Below are 23,592 nucleotides of genomic sequence, written 5' to 3'. Positions count from 1 at the left end.
AAGGCCCGATCTGAAAGGAACGATGCCGATGACCATGCCTTCCCCGATCCTGGCGACCGCTTTCCTGGTTGCCGCGGCTGCCATCCTGGCGCTGCGCGCGACGATCGTTGCCGCAAGCCGGAGGTCCATGGTCAAGGTTCGCAGCCGCCAGCGCCATCCGGCTAACACGAAAACCAAAGGTTGAGGTCTGACCATGAACGTCCAGGATATCGTCAACACCGTCTCGCAGAAGGCGGGCCTCGACCAGGCCACGACGGAGAAGGTCGTCGGCACAATTTTCTCGGTGCTCGAACACGAGGCGGAAGGCACGAACGCGTCATCGTTTTTCGCCAAGATCCCCGGCGCCGACGACCTTGCCCATCAGTATGACGTCATGGCCGCCGCCCCGGCCGCTGGCGGCGGTGGCTTCCTGTCGTCGCTGCAGGGTGCGCTTGGCGGCGTTCTCGGCGAAAAAGCCGGCGCGCTGGTCAACGGCCTCGCCGCGCTGAAGGCATCGGGCCTCGACATGGCGCAGATCCAGAAGGCCGGCACGACGCTGATCCAGCAGGCCGAGGCGGCCGCCGGCCCCGACCTGACCAATGAGGTGCTCGGCTCGGTGCCCGGCCTGAAGAGCCATCTCGGAATTGGCTGAGGCGACGACCCATCAAGCCAAACTGGTCCTGAAGTAGCCTTCCCTATTTCGGCAGCGCGTAGGCCATCACATAATCCCCCGGCTTGGTGCCGACCGAGCCGTGGCCGCCGGCGACGATGACCACGAACTGGCGCCCGTCGGCGACCGTATAGGTCATCGGCGTGGATTGCCCGCCGGCCGGCAGCCTGGCCTGCCAGAGCTGCTTGCCGGATGTCAGGTCATAGGCACGCAGATAATCGTCAACGGCCGCGCCCAGGAACGCGACACCGCCGGCGGTGATCATCGGCCCACCGATGCCCGGCACGCCGACCTTCAGCGGCAACGGCAGGGGCGTCATGTCGTAGACGGTGCCGTTGCGATGCTTGTAGGCAATGGTGCCGGTGCGCAGATCCACGCCCGCGACATAGCCCCAGGGCGGTGCCTGGCAAGGGATGCCGAGCGGTGACAGGAACGGTCCCATCACCACCGCATAGGGCGCGCCTTCGTTGCGGTTCAACCCTTGCTCGCTGCCGCGCCCTTCGTCCGGCGGCGGCACCTGATCGCGCGGAATGAGCTGCGACTTGAATGCCAGGTAGGTCGGCATGCCGAACATCACTTGCCGCACCGGATCGACCGCGACGCCGCCCCAGTTGAAGGTGCCGAAATTCCCGGGATAGATCAGCGAGCCCTGTACGGACGGCGGCGTGTAGCGACCCTCATAGCGCAGGCTCTGGAATTCGATCCGGCACGCCAGCTGGTCGAACATGGTGATGCCCCACATGTCGGCACCGGTAAGCGGCTTCGGATTGAACGAGAGATCCGATTCTGGCTGTGTTGGCGACGTGTGGTCGCCCTCGATGGCACCGCCGGGCGCCGGCACTTCCTTGACCCCAATCACTGGCTCGCCGGTGCGCCTGTCAAGCACATAGAGGTCGCCCTGTTTGGTCGGCCCGACCAGCGCCGGCACGACCGTGCCGTCGGCCTTGGTGATGTCGATCAGGCTAGGCTGAGCCGGCACGTCCATATCCCAGAGGTCGTGGTGGACGGTCTGCCGCACCCAGCGCAACTGCCCGGTGTTGAGGTCGAGCGCGGTGATCGACGACGAAAATTTCTCGACATTGTCGCTACGCCCGGCGCCGAGCTGATCCGGCGTCTGGTTGCCGAGCGGCACGTAGAGCAGCCCAAGCTTCTCGTCGGCGCTTGGCGTCGACCACATGTTGGGCGAGTTGGCGGTATAGGTCTGGCCCGCCGCCAGCGGCGTCGTCTGGTCCGGGTTGCCGGAATCCCAGTTCCACACCAGGGCGCCGGTGCTGACATCATAGGCGCGGATGACGCCCGACGGCTCCTGCGTCGAATAATTGTCGTTGACCGCGCCGCCGACGATAATCTTGCCGCCTGATATCAGCGGAGCCGAGGTCGAGTAGTAATAGCCCGACTTCGGATAGGGCATATTGGTCAAGAGGTTCAGCGTGCCGCCCTCCGCGAAGGCCGGGCAGACCTGCCCATTGGCGGCGTCGAGCGCGATCAGCCGCGCGTCCGAGGTCGGCAGGTAGACGCGGGTCGCGCAGGGCTGGCCGGCGGCGATGGCGGCATCGGCATAGTAGGACACGCCGCGGCAGGTCTGGTGCTGGCGGTCCTTGTCGAGCTTGATCTTGGGATCGTAGCGCCATTTCTCCTTGCCGGTCGCTGCATCGACCGCGATGGCGAAATTGTGCGGCGTGCAGATGTAGAGCGTGTCGCCGATCTTCAGCGGCGTCACCTGATAGGTGGTCTCGCCGATATCGTCCGGCCCCTTCACGTCACCGGTGCGGTAGGTCCAGGCCGGCTGCAGCTTGGCAACATTGTCCGGCGTGATCTGGTCGAGAGGCGAATAGCGCTGGCCAAACTGCGTGCGTCCGTAATAGTGCCACTCGCCGGCCGGCACATCGTTGCCGAGGTTGGCATTGGCGACCACCTTGTCTGTGCCGAGTTCGCCGGCAATGTCCTTCGGATCAGCGGTCATCGAATATCCGGCGACGGCAAGCGATGCCAGCACGGCAAGGATGAGCGGCGCACGCGCGTCGGGGCCGGCAAGACCCTGCCTTGCCCACGGCGTCAGCAGCCACAGCGCCACTAGCACGATGATGCCGCCGCGCGGCCCGAGTTCCCACCAGTCGAAGCCGGTTTCCCAGACAGCCCAGGCCAGCGTGGCGAGCACGATCGCCGCGTAGAGCCACAGCGCGGTGGATCGGCGCCGATAGAGCAGCCAGGCGGCGATCAGGAAGGCGAGACCGGCAATGACATAGTACCAGCTGCCGCCCAGCGAAGCCAAGCGAATGCCACCGCCGCCAAGCGCCAGACCGATCAGGAAAAGGATGAGGGAGGTGATGGTGACAGCCAAGATGATACTCCTTCGACTGTTGCGCTTGCGACGCCCAAGGCAGCCCGATGCGCCGTTCCTGCCCTGGGCACAACTTTCTCCTGCCCGCCCCGCCTGTCAAGCTGGCCCACACGCCAAGGTGGCAATCCAGCTTGCCTGCAGTCGACTTTTCCAGCAGTCTCTGTTGGATCATTTCTACTCTGGAGCAAGCAAATGACGTCATTCGTTCCGCCGCTGACGCGCCTGGCGTTTGCGCTCTGCTGCCTTGTCTCCCTCACCGTGGCCGCGCCGGCGCAGACGCTGCATGAGATCAACAAGGCGAACGGCTTCCACGAGATGCTGACGGCTATCGGCCCGGGTTTCGTCGCGGCCGTGAAATCGGCGCCGGAAACGCCGCCGCAGAAAGTCCAGGACGCCCTGGCGGCGGCCATGGAAGGCGCCTTTGACGCGAACAAGATGGAAGCAGCCATCGAAGCGCGAATGGTGGACAAACTGCCCGCCAAGGACCTGTCCGACCTGGCCTCATTCTATGCGTCACCCCTCGGCAAACAGGTCACGGCGCTGGAAATTCAGGCCTCCACTCCAGCAGAAAGGGAACGCAAGACCATCGAAGGCCCCAAAATCCTGGGCGAGCTTCCGTCCAGGGATCCGGACCGGCTCGCACAGTACAGACAAATCGTCGATGATCTCAGCGCTGTCGACACCGGAGAAGCCGTGGCCTTGAACATGGGCTATGCGATGCTGTCCGAGATGTTGGGAGCGGCCGGAAAGCCCCTGCCCGACGATCAGATCATGGCCCTGCTGCGTCAGCGGTCCGAGGGTCTTCGTCATAACATCGAAACGGACGTCATGGTGTCGGTGGCCTACATCTACCGGGACCTGCCGCTTGACGATCTCAAACTTTACGGGGCTTTCCTCGCGTCACCCGCCGGCCGCCACTATTACGACCAGATGCAGGTCGCCCTCGGCGCCGTGATGACGGACGAGGCGCGCTCGTTCGGACATCGATTTTTCGTCGCCCTCGGTTATCGCAAGGCCTGAACCGCAACACCAAGCACTTTACCGGAACAAAACGTAGACACTTCTGGCCTTTCGCCGCCGAATCACTACATTCGGGGGGAGATGTCCGGCTTTTCCGAAGACATGCCCTTTTTCGACGAACCCAATGCGAGGCCCACGGCCCCGTCGGGCATTGCCGCGCGCGCCATGGCTGCCCGCAGCGGCCACAACAATGCACCCGATTATCTGAAGGGGCTGAACCCCGAGCAACGGCTGGCGGTGGAAACCACTGAGGGCCCGGTTCTGGTGCTGGCCGGCGCCGGCACCGGCAAGACCCGCGTCTTGACCACCCGCATCGCCCACATCCTCGCCACCGGCAAGGCCTTCCCGTCGCAGATCCTCGCCGTCACCTTCACCAACAAGGCCGCGCGCGAAATGAAGCAGCGCATTGGCATCCTGATCGGCGAAGGCAATGTCGAAGGCATGCCCTGGCTCGGCACCTTCCACTCGATCGGCGTCAAGCTCTTACGCCGCCATGCCGAGCTGGCCGGCTTGAGATCCGACTTCACCATCCTCGACACCGACGATGTCGTGCGGCTGATCAAGCAATTGATCCAGGCCGAGGGGCTGGACGACAAGCGCTGGCCGGCCAAGCAGTTCGCCCAGATGATCGACGGCTGGAAGAACAAGGGGCAAGGCCCGGCCGACATCGCCGAGGGCGACGCCCGCGCCTTCGCCAACGGCAAGGGCCGCGAACTCTACAAGGCCTATCAGGCGCGGCTGCAGACGCTGAACGCCTGCGACTTCGGCGACCTTTTGTGCCATCCGATCCGCATCTTCCGCGCCAATCCGGATGTTCTGAAGGAATACCACAAACGCTTCAAATACATCCTCGTCGACGAATATCAGGACACCAACACCGCCCAATACATGTGGCTGCGCCTCTTGGCACAGCGGCCCGATGCCGGACGCCCGTCAACATCGACAGATCTGCGATCGGCCGAGGGCCGCAAGCCCGACCGGGCGTTGGCCGGTCAGGCCGCCCCCGCGGAGGCCAGCGAGCGAAGCTCGCGTGCGGCCGTGAGCGACAGTAAAGTCAACATCTGCTGCGTCGGCGACGACGATCAATCCATCTATGGCTGGCGCGGCGCCGAGATCGACAACATCCTGCGCTTCGACAAGGATTTTCCCGGCGCCACCATCGTAAGGCTGGAGCGCAACTACCGCTCCACCGCGCATATCCTTGGGGCTGCCTCCCACCTCATCGCCCACAATGAGGGCCGCTTCGGCAAGACGCTGTTCACCGACCGCGACGAGCCCGAGGACGGCAAGGTGCATGTCCACGCCGCCTGGGATTCCGAGGAGGAAGCCCGCGCCGTCGGCGAGACAATCGAGGCCTATCAGCGCCAGAAGCACAACCTCAACGACATGGCCATTCTGGTGCGCGCCTCCTTCCAGATGCGCGAGTTCGAGGACCGTTTCGTCACGCTCGGCCTCAACTACCGCGTCATCGGCGGTCCGCGCTTCTACGAGCGCATGGAAATCCGTGATGCGCTGGCCTTCTTCCGCGTCGTCGCGCAAGGCGCCGACGACCTCGCCTTCGAACGCATCGTCAACGTGCCCAAGCGCGGCCTGGGCGAAACCACCATCCGCCAGATCCACGACACAGCGCGCGCGCTGCGCGTGCCGATGCTGGAAGCCGCCGCCAAGCTCGCCGAGAGCGACGAGTTGAAGCCGAAGCCGCGCGCCGCCTTGCGCGAAGTCGCCGCCAATTTCGAGCGCTGGCAGAAGGCGCTGGAAACCACGCCGCATACCGAACTCGCCGAGACCATCTTGGAAGAGAGCGGCTACACCGACATGTGGAAGAACGACCGCTCGGTCGAGGCGCCCGGCCGGCTGGAAAACCTGAAAGAACTGATCCGCTCCATGGAGGAGTACGAGTCGCTGCGCTCCTTCCTCGAGCATGTCGCCCTGGTCATGGACGCGGAGCAGAATGCCGAACTCGACGCCGTCAACATCATGACACTCCATTCGGCGAAAGGCCTCGAATTCGAGACCGTCTTCCTGCCCGGTTGGGAGGAAGGCCTGTTCCCGCACCAGCGTGCGCTCGATGAAGGCGGCCGCTCCGGGCTGGAGGAAGAGCGCCGTCTCGCCTATGTCGGCCTGACCCGCGCCAAGAAGAACCTGCATCTGTGGTTCGTTTCCAACCGCCGCATCCACGGCCTGTGGCAGTCGACCATCCCGTCGCGCTTTCTCGACGAACTGCCGGAAGCCCATGTCGAGGTCGCCGAAAGTGGCAACTCCTACGGCGGCTACGGCAATTCCTATGGCGGCGGTTCCTTTGCCTCCGGAAGAGGCGGCCGGCAGAATCCGTATGGCGCCTCGCGCTTCGACAATGTTGGCGCCGACACCGAGAAATCCGGCGCCTTCTCAAACACGTACGCGACGCCTGGCTGGCAGCGCGCGCAAGCCAATCGCACCGAAGCGACCGACCGCAACTGGGGCTCGCGCTCCGGCCACCACGTCGAGCGCATCGGCTATGGCGAGACCGACTCCGGCTACGGCGCCGGACGCACCTCCGTCAAAGGCCGCACCATCGACGGCGAACTGGTCGCCAAATCCGTCTCCGACACGCCGTCCGCCTTCAACGTCGGCGACCGCGTCTTCCACCAGAAATTCGGCAACGGCAACATCTCCGCCATCGAAGGCAACAAGCTGACCATCGACTTTGACAAGGCCGGCCAGAAACGCGTGCTGGACGGGTTCGTCGCAGCGGTGTGAGCACCCACCTGCCCGGTTGTCCTACAAGCGACTCGCCCGGCTAAGATCTCCCGCCCTTCACCGATACCGCGCCTGGTTCCATTTATGGCCGAGCAGCGACAGGATGATGATCAGTCCGTTGAAGAACTGGACGTAGAAGCCGCTGAGGCCAGCCGCCACGACGCCGGTCTGGATGAACGACACGGTGACGGCGCCGATGGCGCCGCCGACGACGGTGCCGATGCCGCCCCAGGTCGGCGTGCCGCCGACGAACACCGATGCCAGCACCGGCAAGAGATAGCCATCCCCGGCGGTCGGCCACCAGGTGAAGTTGATCATCACCGAGAAGGTGCCGGCGATCGCCGCACCAATGCCGACGAAGACGAACACCTTCACCCGCACGCGCTTGACGTCGATGCCCATCTGCTGGGCGCTGTCGGGATTGTCGCCGACCACTCTCACCTGCGCGCCGAAGCGGTGGCGGTTGTAGAGCATCGCCGACAGCACGACGAAGGCTATGGCCCAGAAGATCTGCACCGGGATGCCATAAACCTGGCTGGAGAAGATTTTGTAGGCCCAGCTGTCGGCGAGGCCGGTCAGCGACATCGACTTGCCCTCGTTGACGATCTGGATCAGGCCGCGCAGCAGGAAGTTCATGCCGAGTGTGGCGATCAGTGACGACAGCCCGCCATAGACCACCAGCGAGCCGACCAGGAAGCCGAGCAGCATGCCGGTGACGAGTGCCGCGGCAATGCCGAGGAACGGATCGTAGCCGGCCTGCACGACCAGCGCGAAGACCCATGAAGCAAAACCCATCGTCGCCGGAAACGACAGGTCGATCTCGCCGCAGGTGACGACGAAGACCAGCGGCACCACCACGAACAGCGCCACCGGCAGGGTGGTCAGCACCGAGCTGTAGAGATACCAGGTGGTGAAGACAGTCGGGTTGGCGATCATGAACACCGCCATCATGACGATGAACACGCCGAGCGTGCCGAGCGAAGCGCGGTTGTCGAGGATGAAGCCGCGCAACCATTGATCGGACGGGTGCTTCCATTCTTTCTGCGAGCGAGGAATGGCGGCTGACGGTTCGTGCAGATCGGGTTCCATAGTCTTGCTCATCGCATTGCCCCCTCGGCGTCGCCGGTGTCGTGCAACCCGGCCAACCCGCCGGGGTGGGCGACATCCTCCATGAAGTTGATGAGGTCTTCCGCCGACTTGATCTCGCTGCGGTCGGCCGTCAGCGCCACCTTGCCGCGATCGAGCACCACGAAGCGATCGGCGATGTCGAAGACATGATGGATGTTGTGGCCGATGAACAGGATCGAGCGGCCGCTCGCCCGCACCTGGCGCACGAAATGGAAGACCTTGGCGGTTTCGGTCAGCGACAGCGCCGTCGTCGGCTCATCGAGGATGATCAGTTCCGCCTGCTTGTAGATGGCGCGAGCGATCGCCACACCCTGGCGCTCGCCGCCCGAAAGCTGCCCGACGATCGACTGCGGCGTGAACACTTTCGAGGTGAAGCCGATCTCGCGCATCAGCCGGCTTGCCTCCTCGATCTCCTTGTTGACCTTCAGCCAGCCGAGGAAGCCGGTGAGCTCGCGGCCCATGAAGATGTTGCGCACGATGGTCTGCTGCACGGCCAGCGCCCGGTCCTGGAACACCGTCTCGATGCCAGCGTCGCGCGAACGCGCGGCACTCCAGCCGGTCACCGGCTTGCCGCGCACGAGGATCTCGCCGCTGGTCGGTTTGACCACGCCGGACAAGATCTTGATCAGCGTAGACTTGCCGGCGCCATTGTCACCGATCAGGCCGACCACCTCGCCGCGGTCGACGCTGAGATTGACTCCCCCCAGCGCATAGACCTGACCATAGGACTTGCTGATGTCGCGCAGTTCGATGAGGCGTTCGGCCATGGCGATCCTCGCTTGGTTTGCCGATATTTTGCCGATCGGGATCGAGCCCGACCGGCATGCCGAGATTACAGGTCAGCGCAGCGCCTGCTTGGCGAGTTCGGCGACGATCTCGTAGTTCTCAGGCGTGACGAAGCCGGCGCCGGTGTCGACATTCATCGGCGCGAGACCCAGCACGACCTGCTGGCAGAGGCTGAGGATCGGCAGATAGCCCTGCAGGAAAGGCTGCTGGTCGGCCGTCAGCTGCACCCAGCCGCCCTTGAAGGCCTCGACGATCTGCGGGCTGGTGTCGAAACCGAAGTTGAAGATGTCGCCGGCCTTCCTCCCTGCGGCCTGCATGTAGGTCGGCACATTGCCGAGCATCTGCCCGCCGGGATAACCGACCGCCTTGACGGTGGGATTGTTGAGCAGCGCGGCGGTGATCACTGGGATCGCGAGATTCGGATCGGCAGCCCACTCGGGCACCGAATTGATTTGAATGACGTCGATGCCGGCCTCTTTCAGCGCCGCGACTGTGCCACGCTCGCGCGCGCCGCGACTTTCGTTATCGAACGGACCGATCATGATCGCCTTGTCGCCGCCCTTCAGCTTGGCCAGCTTGAACGCCTCGGCGCCGAGCGCGCGGCCCTGCTGCTCCTGCTGGGCGCCGACATAGCCGCCACCGAACGCCGCCGTCACCTTCGGCACCGGCACGTTCTGGTACATCATCTTGATGCCGTCCTTATGCGCCTGTTCGGCCAGCGGCATGATCGCGGCGTCGCCCGGATGACCCATCATGGCGATGCCGCCAGGCTTGACCGCGACTGCTTCGCGCAATTGCTGCACCATCTTTTCGACGTCCCAGCCGGAGAAGATGTAGTCGACCTTGGGTCCGAGATCGGCCGCCGCCTGCTTGGCGCCATTATAGACGATGGTGCCGAAGGCGTCGCCCTCGGCGCCGCCGACGAAGAAGCGGATGTGGACGTCCTTGCACCATTGGGCGTCGAGAGCCTGCGCTGGCAAGGTGGAGATCGAAGCGGCGAGTGTCGTGGCGGCGGCCACGATGGTCGAGCGCAGAAGTGTCCTTCTCATCGTCATGCTCATGCACTTATCCTCCCTTTTTTCCCTGGCCAAGCCGAGGGGTTTTCGACGATCGCTTCGGCAGTGCGCCGCAATCTTGGCCAGCCGGCACCTCCCGCCGGCTCGCTTTCACACCGGGTTAGGCAGGTAGCTGGCACCTCCCCGGCATTGCTTCAGATAGTCGAGCGCGCGTACCTGCCCGGTGATCTCCAGCTCGTTGCGATAGACCGGGTCGTGCCAGCCCTCGATGTCGATGGCGCCCTTGTAGCCGGCCAGCCGCAATTCGCTGATCACCCGCGTCCAGTCGCTGTCGCCGAAGCCCGGCGTGCGCATCTGCACGAACGGCAGCCGGCCAAACACGCCGTGTTCGCGGATCACGTCCCAGCGCAACGTCGCGTCCTTGCCGTGGACATGGAAGATGCGCGGCGCCCATTTGCGGATCTGCGGCAGGGGATCGATCAGGTAGACGAGCTGGTGGCAGGGCTCCCATTCCAGGCCGAGATTGTCGTCCGGCAATTCGTTGAACATCAGCTCCCAGGCGTCCGGATTGTGGGCGATGTTCCAGTCTCCACCAGCCCAGTTGCCGTCCATCGCGCAGTTCTCGAAGGCGATGCGCACGCCCTTGTCGGCGGCGCGCCTGGCCAACGGCCCCCAGACTTCTTTGAAGCGCGGCAGGCTTTCCGGCAGCGGCTTGCCGCGGAGGCGGCCGGTGAATCCGCTGACCATCGAGGTGCCGAACAGATGCGCGTTGTCGATCACCGTTTCCCAGGCCTGCAGCACGCCCCGATCGACATCGCCACCCTCCAGCGGATTGCCGAACACGCCGATCGACGACACCGTGACGTCGGCATCGCCGATCGCCTCGTGGATCTGGCCGGCGAGCCGCGGCAGGTCCTTGCCGCCCAGCGTCTGCCAGAAGAAGGGCTGGATGCTCTCGAAGCCGAGCGGCAGGATCGCCTTGATATAGGCGGCAGGGTCATCGAGATTGGCCCTCACCATGGTGCCGATCCTGATGTCGAGAAGCGGGTTTGGCATTATTGTCCATCCTGTGTGGAGATCGCTACCCGGCGCCCGGTCTCGGCGCTCTCGATGGCGCCGAAGACCATGGCCAGGCTCTTTATGTTGTCGGCGCCGCATGTCTCCGGCTCGGTGCCGGTCTCTATGGCACGCATGAAATCATGGATGATGCCGAGATGGCCGCCGACACGGTCGGCGGGATCGAGCGACGGCACGGCGATCGGCTCGGTGCGGCCAAACAGGCCGTCGCGGTCGGATAGGAGTACCTCGGCCTTGAGATCGTCATTGCCGTCCCAGACCAGGCTGCCGCGCTCGGCAACGATGCGCCAGCTGCCCTCCCAGCTGGTGCGGAAGCCGTCGGCGCACCACGAGCCGGCATAGGTGAAGACCTTGCCGCCGCCGAGATCGAAGACCGCGCTGGCCGACGATCCCTGCCGGTACCAGGAACTGGCTGGCTCCCATTCCTGGCAATAGACGCCGGCCGGCTCGCCATTCACCATGTAGCGGGCGGCGTCGAAGGTGTGGATCGCCATGTCGAGCAGCAGCACATGGGCCATCTCCTCGCGAAAGCCGCCGAAGTGCGGAGCGACGAAGAAGTCGGCATGGATGCTGGTCGCGGCACCGATGGCGCCGGAAGAGAGAAAGCGCCTGATGCGCCGGACATTGGCGACATAGCGGCGGTTCTGGACGACGGCATGAATGCGCCCGGCCCGGCGGGCGGCCTCGACAATGGCGCGCGCATTCTCCGGACTGTCGGCGAGCGGCTTTTCCGTCAGGAGATGGCAATGATGGGCGAAGGCGGAAAGCGCGACCTCGCGGCGGGCAGCGGGAACCACCACGTCGAAGACCACGTCAGGCCTGGTCTGGTCGAGCACGGCGTCGAGGCTGGTGCCGATGACGGCATTGGTGAGGTCGTATTCCCGCGCCCGCGCCCGCGCCCTGTCTGCGTCGAGGTCGACAAGGCCGACAATGGCAAGCCCGTCGATCTGCCTAACGGCGTCGAGCCAGTGCTTGCTCATCGCTCCGCAGCCGACCAGGACGGCATTGATCATCCAGCACTCCTCCTCCGCTCGGTCCCTCCAGACCGATCGTCACGGCAATTCACGGCATGACCGTAAACGTTTTCCCGTAAACGTTTACGAGAACACACCCGAAGGCGTAGAATGTCAATTGGCCGCTCGCGAAAATCGTCGTTGTCGCTTGGCCTGAGCGGCTACCGGTGCTAGCCAAGCAAGGGGGAGAACAGTCACTTGGCGTCCAGCATTCACGACCTTGCCCGTCACCTGAACATTTCGATCGGCACGGTGTCGCGCGCCCTCAACGGCCGCGCCGACGTCAATGCCGACACGCGCCAGCGCGTGCTCGAGGCAGCCAGGACGCTCAACTATTCGCCCAACCAGTCCGGCCGCAGCTTGCGGCAAGGCGCCACCCATTCGATCGCCTTCATGCTGCAGCCGCATCCGGGCGACCAGCAATATGGCGAGCCGTTCTTCATTCCGTTCCTGATCGGGCTGCAGGCGAAACTCGCCGAGAGCGGGCTCGACCTGATCGTCGTCATGGGCGCGCCTGGCGACTACCAGCAGGAGCGCCTGCGCCGTGTCGTCGAGACGCGCCGCGCCGACGCCGTGGTACTGGCCTGGACGCGGCGCGAGGACGAGCGCATCGATTATCTTACGCAGGCCGGCTTCCCATTCGCCACGCTCGGTCGCAGCCGCTCCGGGGCCAAGTCCTACCCCTCACTCGATCTCGATTTCGAAAAGGCCGGCACTGAGGCGGTCGACCGCCTTGTGGCGCGCGGCCACCGCCGTATCGCCGCCATCCGCCCGTCGCTCGATCTCAACTTCGGCTACCTGTTCCTCGACGGCTATCGCAAGGCGTTGCGGCGGCACGGCATCGAAGTCGACCCCGAACTGATCGCGTCCGGCTTCATCAACGAGGCCGGCGGCTACGAGGTGACGCCGCAGGTCATGCGTTCCAAGAACCCGCCGACCGCCATCATCTTCAACAATGATGCGATGGCGCTTGGCGGCTGCAAAGCGCTGGCCGAGATGGGCATCAAGCCGGGTCAGGACATGGCGGTGACTGTCATCGTCGACACGCCGCTCTGCCGCTATTTCTCGCCGGCGCTGACCGCCTTCCGCCCGGCGCTGGAGCCGATGGGGCAGCGGCTTGCCGAAATGCTGCTGGCCTCAATCCCGGCCTTCGCCGGCCCGGAAGGTCCACGCATCATCCGCGAGGTCTGGCCGCTGGAGTTGGTCGCGCGCGACAGCGATTGATCTGGCGGGCGGTCGCCAAAAGCTCGTCGCCTCAATCCGCCTTCTTCTCGCCTCTCTCGCCGGCCTTCACGATGTCGCCCGTGGTGAACAGGATTTCCTTCAGTTCCGCCCGCCAGTCCTTCTTCTGGCGCAGCAGGAATTCGAGATCCATGCCGAAGTGCTTGAACTCCTCGCCCTGCGCGTTCTTCATGATGGCGCGCGCCTGCGGGTCCTTCTCCACCGACATGCGCTGTTCGTACCAGCCGATCGCTTCCGCCTCCTCGATCAGCGAGGTGATCATGCGGGCAAAGGTCCGCACCTTCTGCGACAGTTCTTCAGGCGGTTCGTGATACTGGTCGAAACCCATGTCGTCCTCCGTGGTTCATCCCCATGAATGCCTGGGAATGCCGCCCGGTTCCGCATCATCGCTGCAATTCCGCCAACGCCCTTTCCAGCGGCACCGGCGAAATCTGGATCGGGCCGGAGAACGGAACGTCCATGTCAAGGATCAGGTAGATCGCCCCGGCGATCAGCGCGGCCGAAACAACGTAGGTTGCCAGGGTGATGGCATTTTTCGGTGCCCTGAACCCGAAACTGGCGAAGATGAGCACCAGCCATGCAACCAGCATCGCGATCAGCGGCCAGGGGATCGCGCCCTCCGACTGCTCGATCAGAATCCATCGCAATTCCACCACTTTCTGCAGACGCTGACTGGCATCCTGCAACAGAGCGCTATGCGCCGCGTCGTTCGGCACCAGCGCGCTCAGCCGGGTGCCGATCTCCGTCAGCAGATGGTCGGACAGCCGGTTGGCGGCCACCGGCGTCTCACCGGTCGGCGAGGCATTGCCCGCCACCCTCTGCACATAGACGACCAGCGGCTGGCGCACAGCGTCGGTTTCAGGCCCATACTCGCGCAAGATCCTGTCGAGCAGGATCAGCTCCGTCGCATAGGCGTGCACATTGTGGTCGATTGATTCGAAGGTGTTCTTGGCCGAGTTGATCATCAGCCCGAGCACCAGCGAGGTCATGACGCCGAACAGGTTGGCGGCGAGCCGAACCACATTGTTCGTATCGTCGTCGCGATGTCTGGCCGGCAGCCTGGGCCATATCGCCGTGCTGACCAGCGGCGCCACTGTCAGGCAGAGGAAAATCGCGGCCGCGATGAGAACTTCCTGCATGCCCGCTATTTCTGCACGGGATGCGCCGATTGCCAATGACCCTGGCACCGATGACATGCGAAAGTTTGCGGCCAGCGCCAGGCGTCTCGCGCAACTCCGCGACCTCTCACGACACCGGTGCTGCTCCACCCTCTTGCGTGCGCCGGGCGATGAACTCGTCGAGCACGCCGGCGGTGGCGACGGCCGAAGCGGGAGGCACGAAATCGGCAAGCGCCCGTCTCCAGACGCCGGTGGCGCGCTCGCTCGCCGTCTTCGAGCCGCTTTGCGTCCAGTTGCCGAAATTCGACCAGTCAGCGACCAGCGGCTCGTAGAAGGCGGTCCGGTAGCGCGCCATGGTGTGGCCGGCCGAGAAGAAATGGCCGCCCGGCTGTACCTCGGCGATCGCCTCGAAACCGATGGAATCGCAGTCGCCAGGCGTCGCGGCGCAGAGTTCCGCGACCGTCTGCAGCGCCTCGACATCGGTGACCAGCTTCTCGAAGGAAACGCTCAGGCCGCCTTCCAGCCAGCCGGCGGCATGGATGCACATGGTCGCCCCGGCCAGCACCGAGCCCCACAGCGCGAACTGCGTCTCATGCGCCGCCTGCGCGTCCGAAATATTGGCCGCGCTGCCGCCGCCGGACCGCCACGGCAGTCCGGTCAACCGCGCCAACTGTCCGGCGCCCAGCGTCGCCTTGACATGCTCCGGCGTGCCGAAGGCGGGCGCTCCTGACTTCATGTCGACATTGGAGGAGAAGGATCCGTAGACCACCGGCGCGCCGGGCCGCACGATCTGCGCCAGCGTCAGCCCGGCCAGCGCTTCGGCATGCTGCAGCGTCAGCGCGCCGGCGACCGTGATCGGCGCCATCGCGCCCGCCAGGCAGAAGGGCGTGATGACCGAGACCTGACCTGCCCTGGCGAAATCGATGATGCCTTGCGCCATCGGGATGTCGAGCTGGCGAGGCGAGTTGGTGTTGATGACGGTGTAGCAATGCGCATTTGCCAGAAACTCATCCTCCGACAGACCACGCGCCAGCCGCAGCATCTCGAAGCCGTCCTCGACCTGCGGCGTACCGCGCGCGAACACGAACGGAAGCTTGTCGGACAGCGTCAGCTGCGCGCGGTTGACGGCATAGTGGCGGAAGCGGTTGTCGACATCCTGCGGCTCGATGCAGGGTCCGAGCATGTGCAGCACGTCGAAATGCTGCACCAGCCGCATCAAATCCTCGAAATCGGCCAGTGTGCCCGGCCGCCGGCCGCGCTCGAGATCGGTGACATTCGGCGCCCCGCATCCGGCCAGGAAGGTCATCGAGCCGAGCTCGAGAGTCAGATCGCGGGTACGAGAACCGGCATGGACGTGGATCGACTTCGGCGCCGAGGCGAGTGCCGCCGTCACCATGTCGCGGCCAAGGCGCACCATGTCGGTGTCCGGATCGACCAGCGCGCCGGCACGGGCGAACTGCTCACGCGCCTGCGGCAGCAGCACCTTGATGCCGAGCTCTTCCAGCACGCGCAACGCCGTGTCGTGGATCGCGGCGACCTGATCATCCGAAAAGATCGGCTGCGGCAGGAACGGGTTCTTCAGCGAACGGTAATCGGGCCGGCGGCTGGTTTCCGATCCGGCCTCGCCCGTCCGTCCACGCCGGCGCTCGCGCCTGCTGTCACGTGCCGCGTCATCGACCATCAGAAATCCTCCTCATTGCCGCATCGCTTTGCCCAGGGGATCGTAGGGCGAGGCCGCGATGACGCGCGCCGGCCGTTCCGTGCCGACGACATGCACCGACAGCGCCGTGCCCTCCCCTGCGAAATCACGGTCGACGAGCGCCAGCGCCAGGCTTTTGCCCACCGTATAGCCATAGCCGCCCGACGTGACGAAGCCGACGCGCCGGCCGTGATGCCAGACCGGCTCGAAGCCGCTGGCGTCGGCGTCGACGGCATCGACCTCCAGGGTCACCAGGCATTGGCCGCTACCGACCTCTCGCTGTTTCAATGCCGGTTCGCGGCCGGTGAAGTCGCCCTTGCCGAAAGCGATGAAGCGGTCGAGACCGGTCTGACCAGCTGTGTAGCCCTGCGTGAATTCGCGTGACCAGATGCCAAAACTCTTTTCCAGCCGCAGCGCGTTCAGCGCATAGTAGCCAATCTCGGCAAGGCCGAGATCCTCGCCCACGGCCAGCAGCGTTTCGCGCAGGCTGGCATGCGTGGTCATGGGGCAACTGATCTCGAAGCCGAGCTCGCCGGCGATCGAGAGGCGGGCAACCCGCGCCTGCACCATGCCGATGTCGAATGAGCCGCAGCCCATGAACGGCAGCGCCTCAGCCGATATGTCCTGATGAGTCGTGCGCTCCAGGATTTTGCGCGCGTTCGGCCCGGTCAGCAGGAAGCCGCTCATCGTGTCGGAAAGGTCTGTGACCGTGACGCCCTCCGCCACATGGGCCTCGAACCAGCGCATGTGGAATTCTCTGAGATAATAGGAGCCCATCAGCCAATAGTCGCCACCGCCCCAGTTGAAGACGGTGAGGTCGCCCTTCAGCCGTCCATCGTAGCCGAGCATCGGCGCCAGCCTCGCTTGTCCCGGCTTTGGCAGCCTGCAGGCAAGCAGGCGGTCAAGCCATGCTTCAGCGCCGGGCCCCGAGACCGCGTAGCGCGCATAAGCCGAGATATCGACCAGACCCGCCGCCCGCCGCACCTGCAGCGCCTCGTCGCCGACGATATCGAAGGCGTTGGAGCGTTTCAGCGCGGTGTTCTCGCGAAATCCCATCGGCGCGAAATAGGCCGGGATTTCCAGCCCCCAGGACGCCGTCCATTCGCACCCCGCCGCCGTCATGCCGTCATAGGCGCCGGGGCGTTTCAAGGGCCGGCCGGCGGGCAGCCGCTCATTGGGAAAGGTCATGACGAAACGGCGCGAATAGAACTGGCGCGTCGTCTGCCTGAGATATTCGCGGTTGGCGGCGAAGGCGCCATAGCGGGCGATGTCCATGCCGAAGATGTCGGCCTGCGGCTCGCCATAAATCATCCACTCGGCCAGCGACTTGCCGACGCCGCCGCCCTGGCTGAAGCCGGCCATGACGCCACACGCAACCCAGTAGTTCTTCAGTCCGCGCACCGGCCCGACGATCGGATTGCCGTCGGGGGTAAAGGTGAAGGCGCCGTTGACCCATTTGCGGATACCGGCCGTCCTCAGGCACGGAAAGCGCTCATAGGCCTTGGACAGTTCCGGGCTGATGCGGTCGATGTCTTCGGGGATCAGTTCGATGCCGTAATCCCATGGCGCGCCATCCATGTTCCAATGCTTCGGGTTCTGCTCGTAGACGCCGAGCAGCACGCCCTTGCGCTCTTGCCTGAGGTAGGAAAAGCCGTCGAGATCGACCGCAAGCCCGAGTTCCTTGTCGAGGGCGGCAACCTCGGGAATGTCCTCGGTGATGAAATAATGGTGCTCCATCGGCGTCACCGGCAAGTCGACGCCTGCCATTCGGCCGAGCTGCTTTGCCCACAGCCCGCCAGCGTTGACGACATGTTCCGCGATGATGGTGCCTTGCTCGGTGAGGACGTCCCAGCGCCCGTCGGCACGCGCCTTCAGTTCGACGACCCGATTGCGCAAAATGATATCGGCGCCACGCTTTTTCGCTGCACCGGCATAGGCATGCGTCGTTCCATAAGGGTCGAGATGGCCTTCGTTGGAATCGTAGAGGCCGCCGAGTACGTCGCTGACATCGACGATCGGGCAGATCTCCTTGATCTCTTCCGGCGTCACCAGGCGAGCCGTTTCGATGCCGACCGACTGGAACACGGCCCAGGCCGATTTCAGCCATTCCCAGCGCTGGGGATCGCTGGCCATGTTGACGCCGCCCGTCATGTGCAGGCCCGCGTTCTGGCCGGATTCGGCCTCGATCTCGCGATAGAGCTTGATGGTGTAGTCCTGCAGCGCCGCGACGTTGGGATCGGCATTGAGTGCGTGGAACCCGGCCGCCGCGTGCCAGGTCGAACCGGCCGTCAGTTCGGCCCGCTCGATCAGCGCCACATCGCTCCAGCCGAACCGTGTCAGATGATAGAGCACCGAGGCTCCGACCACGCCACCCCCGATGACGACTGCGCGGTAGTGCGACTTCAAGGCTTCCCCTCCACGGTTGGTCCGAAGGCTGCACCTTATATCTACTGGACATAAGTGTCTAGTGCGTTGCGAACACACCGCGCTTCGTAGACCTGATGTGTGATGGGGCGATCAATTCTTTCGCGCGGCCACGCGTTTTTATCGGCGTGCGAAGAAGCCGACGGGCGGGCACCGCCCGCTGTCACGCAAGCATCATGTTCGCGCCGTAGACCGCTTTTCGGGGAGGCGCGCGCGGCATCATCGATGCCCCACCTCTTTCAGACTTTCGTCCATCGGCCGCTCCGGCATGCTTTGTCACAAAGAGGATTGTCCATGAAACACCCGTACCGAACCGCGTCGCTAGGCGTCGCGCTGGCATTGTTCACCGCCTTGACGGCGGCGCTCGCCAACAGCACCGCGACCGTCGGCGGCACCAGCTTCGTCAACAAGGGACTGGTCGGCGTCGGCCGCATCCCGGCCAGCCAGAAGGACAAGTTCGGCGAGACGTTTGGCTCCGGCTCCGGCATGGCGATCGACACCGCCGGCTGGACGCATGGCGCCGACGGCTACAAGGGTTCGCTCTGGCTGCTGCCGGACCGCGGCTACAATGTCGTCGGCACCACCGATTACCGGCCACGCCTCAACACCATCGGCATCGAGTTCGCACCGGTCGCGCCAGGCGCGGCACCCGCTGCCGGCAAGGAGCAGTCCGGCGTCAAGGCAACACTCGCCGACACCATGCTCTTGACCGACGACAAGGGCGCCGACGCCACCGGCCTCGACCCGCTCAACGGTGTGCGCGCAGCAAGCGGCGACATGCCGATCCTGCCCGAGGCCAACGGCAAGCTCGCTCTCGACAACGAGGCGATCGTGCGGCTGCCCGACGGCTCGATGTTCATCTCCGACGAATACGGCCCGAACATCTACCGCTTCTCGGCCGACGGCCATTTGCTGTCGGCGACGCAGCCGCCGGCTGCCCTGGTGCCGATGCGGCACGGCACGCCGAACTTCGCCTCCGACAATCCGGGGCCTGGTGCGGCCGAGCCCTATCCGAAGGATCCCGACACCGGCCGCCAGAACAACCAGGGCCTCGAAGGCATGGCGATGACGCCGGACGGCAAGTTCCTGATCGCCGTGCTGCAGTCGGCGCCCCGGCAGGATGGCGGCGATTCCGGCGCGACGCGCCAGAACACACGCGCGCTGGTTTATGACGCTTCCGACCTCGCCCATCTCAAGCTGGCGCATGAATATGTCGTGCCTCTGCCGGTGTTCAAGGATGCCAAGGGCAAGACCAAGGTGGCGGCGCAAAGCGAGATCGTGGCCCTTTCGGACCTGACATTCCTGATGCTGACCCGCGACAGCGGCAACGGCCAGGGGTTGAAGGGCGACACCTCGCTGCTTCGCCAGATCAACATCGTCGATCTCTCCGCCGCGACCGACATCGCCGGTGGCGCCTTCGACGCCGCCGACAAGCCGGTGGCGCCCAAGGGCGTGCTCGACCCATCGGTTACGCCGGCCAAACTGACGCCGTTCATCGACCTAAACGACAAGGGCGAGCTTGGCCGCTTCGGCCTGCACAACGGCGCGCCGAACGACAAGAACAACCTCTCGGAAAAGTGGGAGGCGATGTCGTTGGTCAGCGTGCTCGATCCGAAGCTGCCCGACGACTATTTCCTGTTCGTTGCCAACGACAACGACTTCCTCACCCAGGACGGCTTCCAGGTCGGCGCGCCCTACAAGGCCGAGGACGGCGCCGATGTCGACACCATGTTCCTGGTCTATCAGGTCACGCTTCCCGGCCTCGCCAGGAAGTAATCGCACACACCCTTGCGGACGCACCAACCGCGTCCGCAAGGGTGCATCTCGATTCGGTCTGCGAGCGTTCTACAGATCGTGAAGGGACTTACTTCAATATCTCCGCGTCCCTTGGTACGCCCGCATCGATCGGCTCAGCTGTCCTGTTCGACACGGCAGTGATCTTCGCGGCGGCCGACAGGTTCGCGCGAACGAAGACCGGCGCGACGCTGTTGACGCGGCTGTAGAGGTCGATGATGTCCTGGTTCATGAAGCGCACACAGCCGGATGAAGCGTTCTTCCCGATGGAATCCCACTCCGGCGTGCCGTGCAGCCGGTACATCGTGTCCTTGCCGTCGCGGAAGAGATACAGCGCCCGGGCACCTAGCGGGCTCTGCGGGCCAGGCGGCATGCCGTCCTTGTATTTCGCCAGTTCCGGCCGGCGCTGGATCATTTCCGGCGGCGGCGTCCAGACCGGCCACTTCTTCCTCGCCTGAACAACGGCGCTGCCGGTCCATCCGAAGCCGGCCTTGCCGAGGCTGACGCCATAGCGGATAGCCTTGCCGCCGTCGCGCACCAGATAGAGAAAGTGCTCGGAGACATCGACGACGATCGTGCCGGGTTTTTCCCCCGTCGGGTCGGACACGACCTGGCGCACGAACTTCGGATCGATCTTGGCTACCGGGATTGCCGGCAGTTGATAACCCTCGTCGACGCGCGCCGCATACATGCTTTCGACATCGCCGAAAGCCGGATCGCTTGGCGCCGCTGCCACTGGCGGCGTCACCACCTCCGTCGTGGTGCACGCCGAAAGAGCCACGGAGGCCGCGCCCAGCGCGGACGCACCGAGAAACGCGCGCCGGTTCAGGCGCTCAGACAACAGCGGAATATCGGACATGAACCCCCCGGCTTATCCATAAGTTCTAAAGGAATGCGGTCCCCACGCATCAGGATCAATATCCGATTTCGGAGGCTTTGAGAACATGATTAGATCAAGGCACGGACTCAGACGCCCGTCGCCGAGTTGCCAGCCATGGACGAAAAATTGCCCACGCGCCGGCGTACCGCCGACCTGACCAGCGGCCCGATCCCGCGCACGCTTCTGCTGTTCGCCCTGCCCGTGCTCGGCTCCAACGTATTGCAGTCGCTCAACGGGTCGATCAACGCCGTCTGGGTCGGCCGTTTCCTGGGCGAATCCGCGCTGACAGCCACCTCCAACGCCAACCTCGTCCTGTTCCTCATCCTCGGCACGGTGTTTGGCATCGGCATGGCGGCCACCATCCTGGTGGCCCAGTCGGTCGGCGCCCGCGATCTCCCCGAAGCGCGACGCATCGTCGGCACCAGTGCCACCTTCTTCTTCCTCGTCTCGGTGGCCTTGGCGGTCTGCGGCTGGATCTGGGTCGACGCCATCCTGGGCACGCTCGGCACCCCGGCTGATGCCTTGCCGCTGGCGCGCTCCTATCTGCGCATCATCTTTGTCGCCGTGCCGATGATGAACCTTCTGTCCTTCGTCATGACCGTGCTGCGCGGTGCCGGCGATTCGCGCACGCCCTTCTTCTTCATGGCGCTTGCCGTCGTCCTCGACATCGTGCTCAACCCGCTGCTCATTCGCGGCATCGGGCCGTTCCCGGAGCTCGGCATCGCCGGATCGGCGACCGCGACGCTGATCGGCCAGACGGTGAGCGTGATCGCCATTCTGATCGTGCTCTATGTGCGCAAGCACCCGCTGCGGCTGGCCGGTGCCAATCTCGCTCTGCTGCGGCCCGACCCCACCTTGCTGCGCATCGTCGTCTTCAAGGGCGTGCCGATGGGCCTGCAGATGATCGTCGTCTCGGCGGCGGCGCTGACGGTGATGGGCATCGTCAACTCCTACGGTTCGCAGGTCGCCGCCGCCTACGGCATCGCCGCGCAGCTCTGGACCTACATCCAGATGCCGGCCCTCGCCATCGGTGCGGCGGTCTCCGCGATGGCGGCGCAGAATGTCGGCGCCGGCAGCTGGGACCGGATCGGCCGCATCGCCGCCTCCGGTGTCGGCTTCAACCTGGTCCTGACCGGCGCACTGGTTGCGGTGCTGTCGGTTTTCGACCGCTCGGTGCTGAGCCTGTTCCTGAGCAGCGACAGCGCCGCGATCGACATCGCCGTCCACATCAACAGTGTCGCATCGTGGTCGTTTATCCTGTTCGGCATCACCATCGTGCTGTTCGCCACAGTGCGTGCCACCGGCGCCGTGATGCCGCCGCTGATCATCCTGGTGATTTCGGTGCTGGTCGTGCGCACCGGCTTTGCCTATTTCATGCGCGGCGTGATCGGCGAGGAAGCACTGTGGTGGAGTTTTCCGGCCGGCTCGATCACGTCGCTCGTGCTGGCCGCGGCCTACTATCGCTTCGGCCGCTGGCGCACCATGCACATGATCGAGGACAGGCCAGCCGCCGGCGAGCCGCCGGACACCGGGCTCGGCGTGCCGCGCCAGCGGGCGAACATGGCGCCTGAGACGCCGAACGGCTGAGAACAGACCTCCACTTTCCCGATACCGCTCAGCAAATCTAGACTGGCAACCGCGCCGCAAGGAGGCTCCATTGGGCAAAGGCAGGGTCGAGGCGTTCACCGATGGCGTCGTGGCCATCATCATCACCATCATGGTGCTCGAGCTGAAAGTGCCGCATGGCGAGGATGTTTCCGCCCTGTTGCCGTTGTGGCCGATCTTCTTCTGCTACGTCCTGTCCTTCATCAACGTCGGCATCTACTGGAACAATTTGCACAACATGTTCCACACCGTGCAGCGCGTTGACGGCCGCGTGCTGTGGGCGAACCTCAATCTGCTGTTCTGGCTGTCGCTGATACCGGCGACGACGGCCTTCATGGGCGAGAACCACTTTGCGCCGGTGCCGGTCGCTGTCTATGGCGCCGATCTCGCGCTATGCGCCATCGCCTACATTATTCTGGCCGCCGCGCTGCATCGACTGCATGGCAACAACACCGCCTTTGCCAGGGCACTGGGCAATGACCGCAAGGGCAAGATCTCTCTAGCCCTCTACATTGCAGCCGTCCTGCTGACCTTCGTCAATCAGTGGATCGGCGTCGCACTTTATGTGCTGGTCGCGATGATCTGGCTCGTGCCGGATACGCGCTTCGCGCGGGTGATCGAAAAGTAGCTGTCATCTAGTTTTTTGACGCAATTCTCAAGGCAAAGCGCTACGCGCTTTTCCCGGGAAAACCGCGACACACTTTTCCTGGAATTGCTCTATTTGCGCATCGCCTTCAGTTTTTCCGCCACCGAAGCAGCAAGGTCGGCATAGCGCTCCTCCAGCCGTTCGGCCGCCTTGATGATCGAGAAATCATGGCCGAACTTCTCCAGCGCCATGCGCAGCTTTTCGACGAACTCGGCTTGTTTCTCCAGGGCGGAAAAGAGCGTCTTCACCTGCACTTCGCTGATGTCGGGATTGGCCAGCATCTGCGGCACCTCGCGGCCCATCTGGTCGCCGGTAGCGGTCTGTTCCTTCAGAATTGCAACCCAGTCCGTCAATCAGGAAGTCTCCATTTGCCACGGCAACATGCGCAGCCTCGACCGGACTGGTCAACCCGAGC

20 protein-coding genes are annotated in these 23,592 nt (G+C 64.5%); 8 read left to right on the top strand and 12 right to left on the bottom strand.

Annotated features, from left to right (window positions below; genetic code table 11):
• Positions 1-28 precede the first annotated feature (28 nt).
• Positions 29-184 (top strand): hypothetical protein, encoded by a 156-nt coding sequence (locus AC1D10_RS19450; RefSeq protein WP_477274645.1) that lies wholly within the window; start codon positions 29-31, stop codon positions 182-184.
• Positions 185-193: 9 nt separating this feature from the next.
• Entirely contained in the window at positions 194-631 is a 438-nt protein-coding gene (locus tag AC1D10_RS19445) for a hypothetical protein (protein ID WP_477274643.1), read from the top strand.
• Between the two features lie 43 nt (positions 632-674).
• Here AC1D10_RS19445 and AC1D10_RS19440 read toward each other — a convergent pair whose 3' ends face one another.
• Positions 675-2,990 (bottom strand): glucose/quinate/shikimate family membrane-bound PQQ-dependent dehydrogenase, encoded by a 2,316-nt coding sequence (locus AC1D10_RS19440; RefSeq protein ID WP_477274641.1) that lies wholly within the window; start codon positions 2,988-2,990, stop codon positions 675-677.
• Positions 2,991-3,182: 192 nt separating this feature from the next.
• Between AC1D10_RS19440 and AC1D10_RS19435 the strand changes: the two genes are divergently transcribed.
• Positions 3,183-4,010, top strand: a complete 828-nt coding sequence (locus AC1D10_RS19435) for a DUF2059 domain-containing protein (protein ID WP_477274639.1) — start codon at positions 3,183-3,185, stop codon at positions 4,008-4,010.
• A gap of 81 nt (positions 4,011-4,091) precedes the next feature.
• The gene (locus AC1D10_RS19430) at positions 4,092-6,749 is read left to right on the top strand and encodes an ATP-dependent helicase (RefSeq protein WP_477274637.1); all 2,658 of its coding nucleotides are present in this window, start codon (positions 4,092-4,094) and stop codon (positions 6,747-6,749) included.
• A 57-nt stretch (positions 6,750-6,806) separates the two neighbouring features.
• Here AC1D10_RS19430 and AC1D10_RS19425 read toward each other — a convergent pair whose 3' ends face one another.
• From AC1D10_RS19425 to AC1D10_RS19405, 5 genes are all read right to left on the bottom strand, one after another.
• Positions 6,807-7,850, bottom strand: coding sequence for an ABC transporter permease (locus AC1D10_RS19425; RefSeq protein ID WP_477274635.1), 1,044 nt, complete (start codon positions 7,848-7,850; stop codon positions 6,807-6,809).
• Positions 7,847-8,644, bottom strand: a complete 798-nt coding sequence (locus AC1D10_RS19420) for an ATP-binding cassette domain-containing protein (RefSeq protein WP_477274633.1) — start codon at positions 8,642-8,644, stop codon at positions 7,847-7,849. Before AC1D10_RS19420 ends, AC1D10_RS19425 begins: the two co-directional genes overlap by 4 nt.
• Positions 8,645-8,716: 72 nt before the next feature.
• Positions 8,717-9,724 carry a substrate-binding domain-containing protein gene (locus tag AC1D10_RS19415; protein WP_477274631.1) on the bottom strand — a complete coding sequence of 336 codons (1,008 nt, stop codon included), beginning with the start codon at positions 9,722-9,724 and terminating at the stop codon, positions 8,717-8,719.
• A gap of 105 nt (positions 9,725-9,829) precedes the next feature.
• On the bottom strand, positions 9,830-10,735 hold the full coding sequence (locus AC1D10_RS19410; protein WP_477274629.1) for a sugar phosphate isomerase/epimerase family protein: 906 nt from the start codon (positions 10,733-10,735) through the stop codon (positions 9,830-9,832).
• Positions 10,735-11,769 carry a Gfo/Idh/MocA family protein gene (locus tag AC1D10_RS19405; protein ID WP_477274627.1) on the bottom strand — a complete coding sequence of 345 codons (1,035 nt, stop codon included), beginning with the start codon at positions 11,767-11,769 and terminating at the stop codon, positions 10,735-10,737. Before AC1D10_RS19405 ends, AC1D10_RS19410 begins: the two co-directional genes overlap by 1 nt.
• 198 nt (positions 11,770-11,967) lie before the next feature.
• Between AC1D10_RS19405 and AC1D10_RS19400 the strand changes: the two genes are divergently transcribed.
• Positions 11,968-12,993: a LacI family DNA-binding transcriptional regulator gene (locus tag AC1D10_RS19400; protein ID WP_477274625.1), complete on the top strand. Its 1,026-nt coding sequence runs from the start codon at positions 11,968-11,970 to the stop codon at positions 12,991-12,993.
• Between the two features lie 31 nt (positions 12,994-13,024).
• Here the strand turns inward: AC1D10_RS19400 and AC1D10_RS19395 are convergent, their stop codons facing one another.
• The 4 genes from AC1D10_RS19395 to AC1D10_RS19380 all read right to left on the bottom strand — a co-directional run bounded on the left by AC1D10_RS19395 (position 13,025) and on the right by AC1D10_RS19380 (position 18,234).
• Positions 13,025-13,339, bottom strand: a complete 315-nt coding sequence (locus AC1D10_RS19395) for a ferritin family protein (RefSeq protein WP_477274623.1) — start codon at positions 13,337-13,339, stop codon at positions 13,025-13,027.
• A 55-nt stretch (positions 13,340-13,394) separates the two neighbouring features.
• Entirely contained in the window at positions 13,395-14,150 is a 756-nt protein-coding gene (locus AC1D10_RS19390) for a bestrophin-like domain (RefSeq protein ID WP_477274621.1), read from the bottom strand.
• 106 nt (positions 14,151-14,256) lie between these two features.
• Positions 14,257-15,810 (bottom strand): trimethylamine methyltransferase family protein, encoded by a 1,554-nt coding sequence (locus AC1D10_RS19385; RefSeq protein WP_477274619.1) that lies wholly within the window; start codon positions 15,808-15,810, stop codon positions 14,257-14,259.
• A 12-nt stretch (positions 15,811-15,822) separates the two neighbouring features.
• Complete coding sequence (locus AC1D10_RS19380; RefSeq protein WP_477274617.1) at positions 15,823-18,234, bottom strand: GcvT family protein; 2,412 nt, start codon at positions 18,232-18,234, stop codon at positions 15,823-15,825.
• A gap of 312 nt (positions 18,235-18,546) precedes the next feature.
• Between AC1D10_RS19380 and AC1D10_RS19375 the strand changes: the two genes are divergently transcribed.
• Positions 18,547-20,028 (top strand): esterase-like activity of phytase family protein, encoded by a 1,482-nt coding sequence (locus tag AC1D10_RS19375; protein ID WP_477274615.1) that lies wholly within the window; start codon positions 18,547-18,549, stop codon positions 20,026-20,028.
• Between the two features lie 88 nt (positions 20,029-20,116).
• On the opposite strand, the gene AC1D10_RS19370 is transcribed toward AC1D10_RS19375, so the two are convergent.
• Positions 20,117-20,905 (bottom strand): L,D-transpeptidase, encoded by a 789-nt coding sequence (locus tag AC1D10_RS19370; protein WP_477274613.1) that lies wholly within the window; start codon positions 20,903-20,905, stop codon positions 20,117-20,119.
• A gap of 135 nt (positions 20,906-21,040) precedes the next feature.
• Here AC1D10_RS19370 and AC1D10_RS19365 point away from each other — a divergent pair, with 135 nt between their 5' ends.
• A complete protein-coding gene (locus AC1D10_RS19365) occupies positions 21,041-22,513 on the top strand; it encodes an MATE family efflux transporter (RefSeq protein ID WP_477274611.1) in 1,473 nt (490 codons plus the stop codon).
• 70 nt (positions 22,514-22,583) lie between these two features.
• Positions 22,584-23,159 (top strand): TMEM175 family protein, encoded by a 576-nt coding sequence (locus AC1D10_RS19360; RefSeq protein ID WP_477274609.1) that lies wholly within the window; start codon positions 22,584-22,586, stop codon positions 23,157-23,159.
• Positions 23,160-23,248: 89 nt separating this feature from the next.
• Here the strand turns inward: AC1D10_RS19360 and AC1D10_RS19355 are convergent, their stop codons facing one another.
• Complete coding sequence (locus AC1D10_RS19355) at positions 23,249-23,530, bottom strand: hypothetical protein (protein WP_109668212.1); 282 nt, start codon at positions 23,528-23,530, stop codon at positions 23,249-23,251.
• Between the last annotated feature and the right edge of the window lie 62 nt (positions 23,531-23,592).

The organism is Mesorhizobium sp. P2_A8 (assembly GCF_056404935.1).
This window is presented reverse-complemented; position numbering and strand designations above follow the sequence as displayed.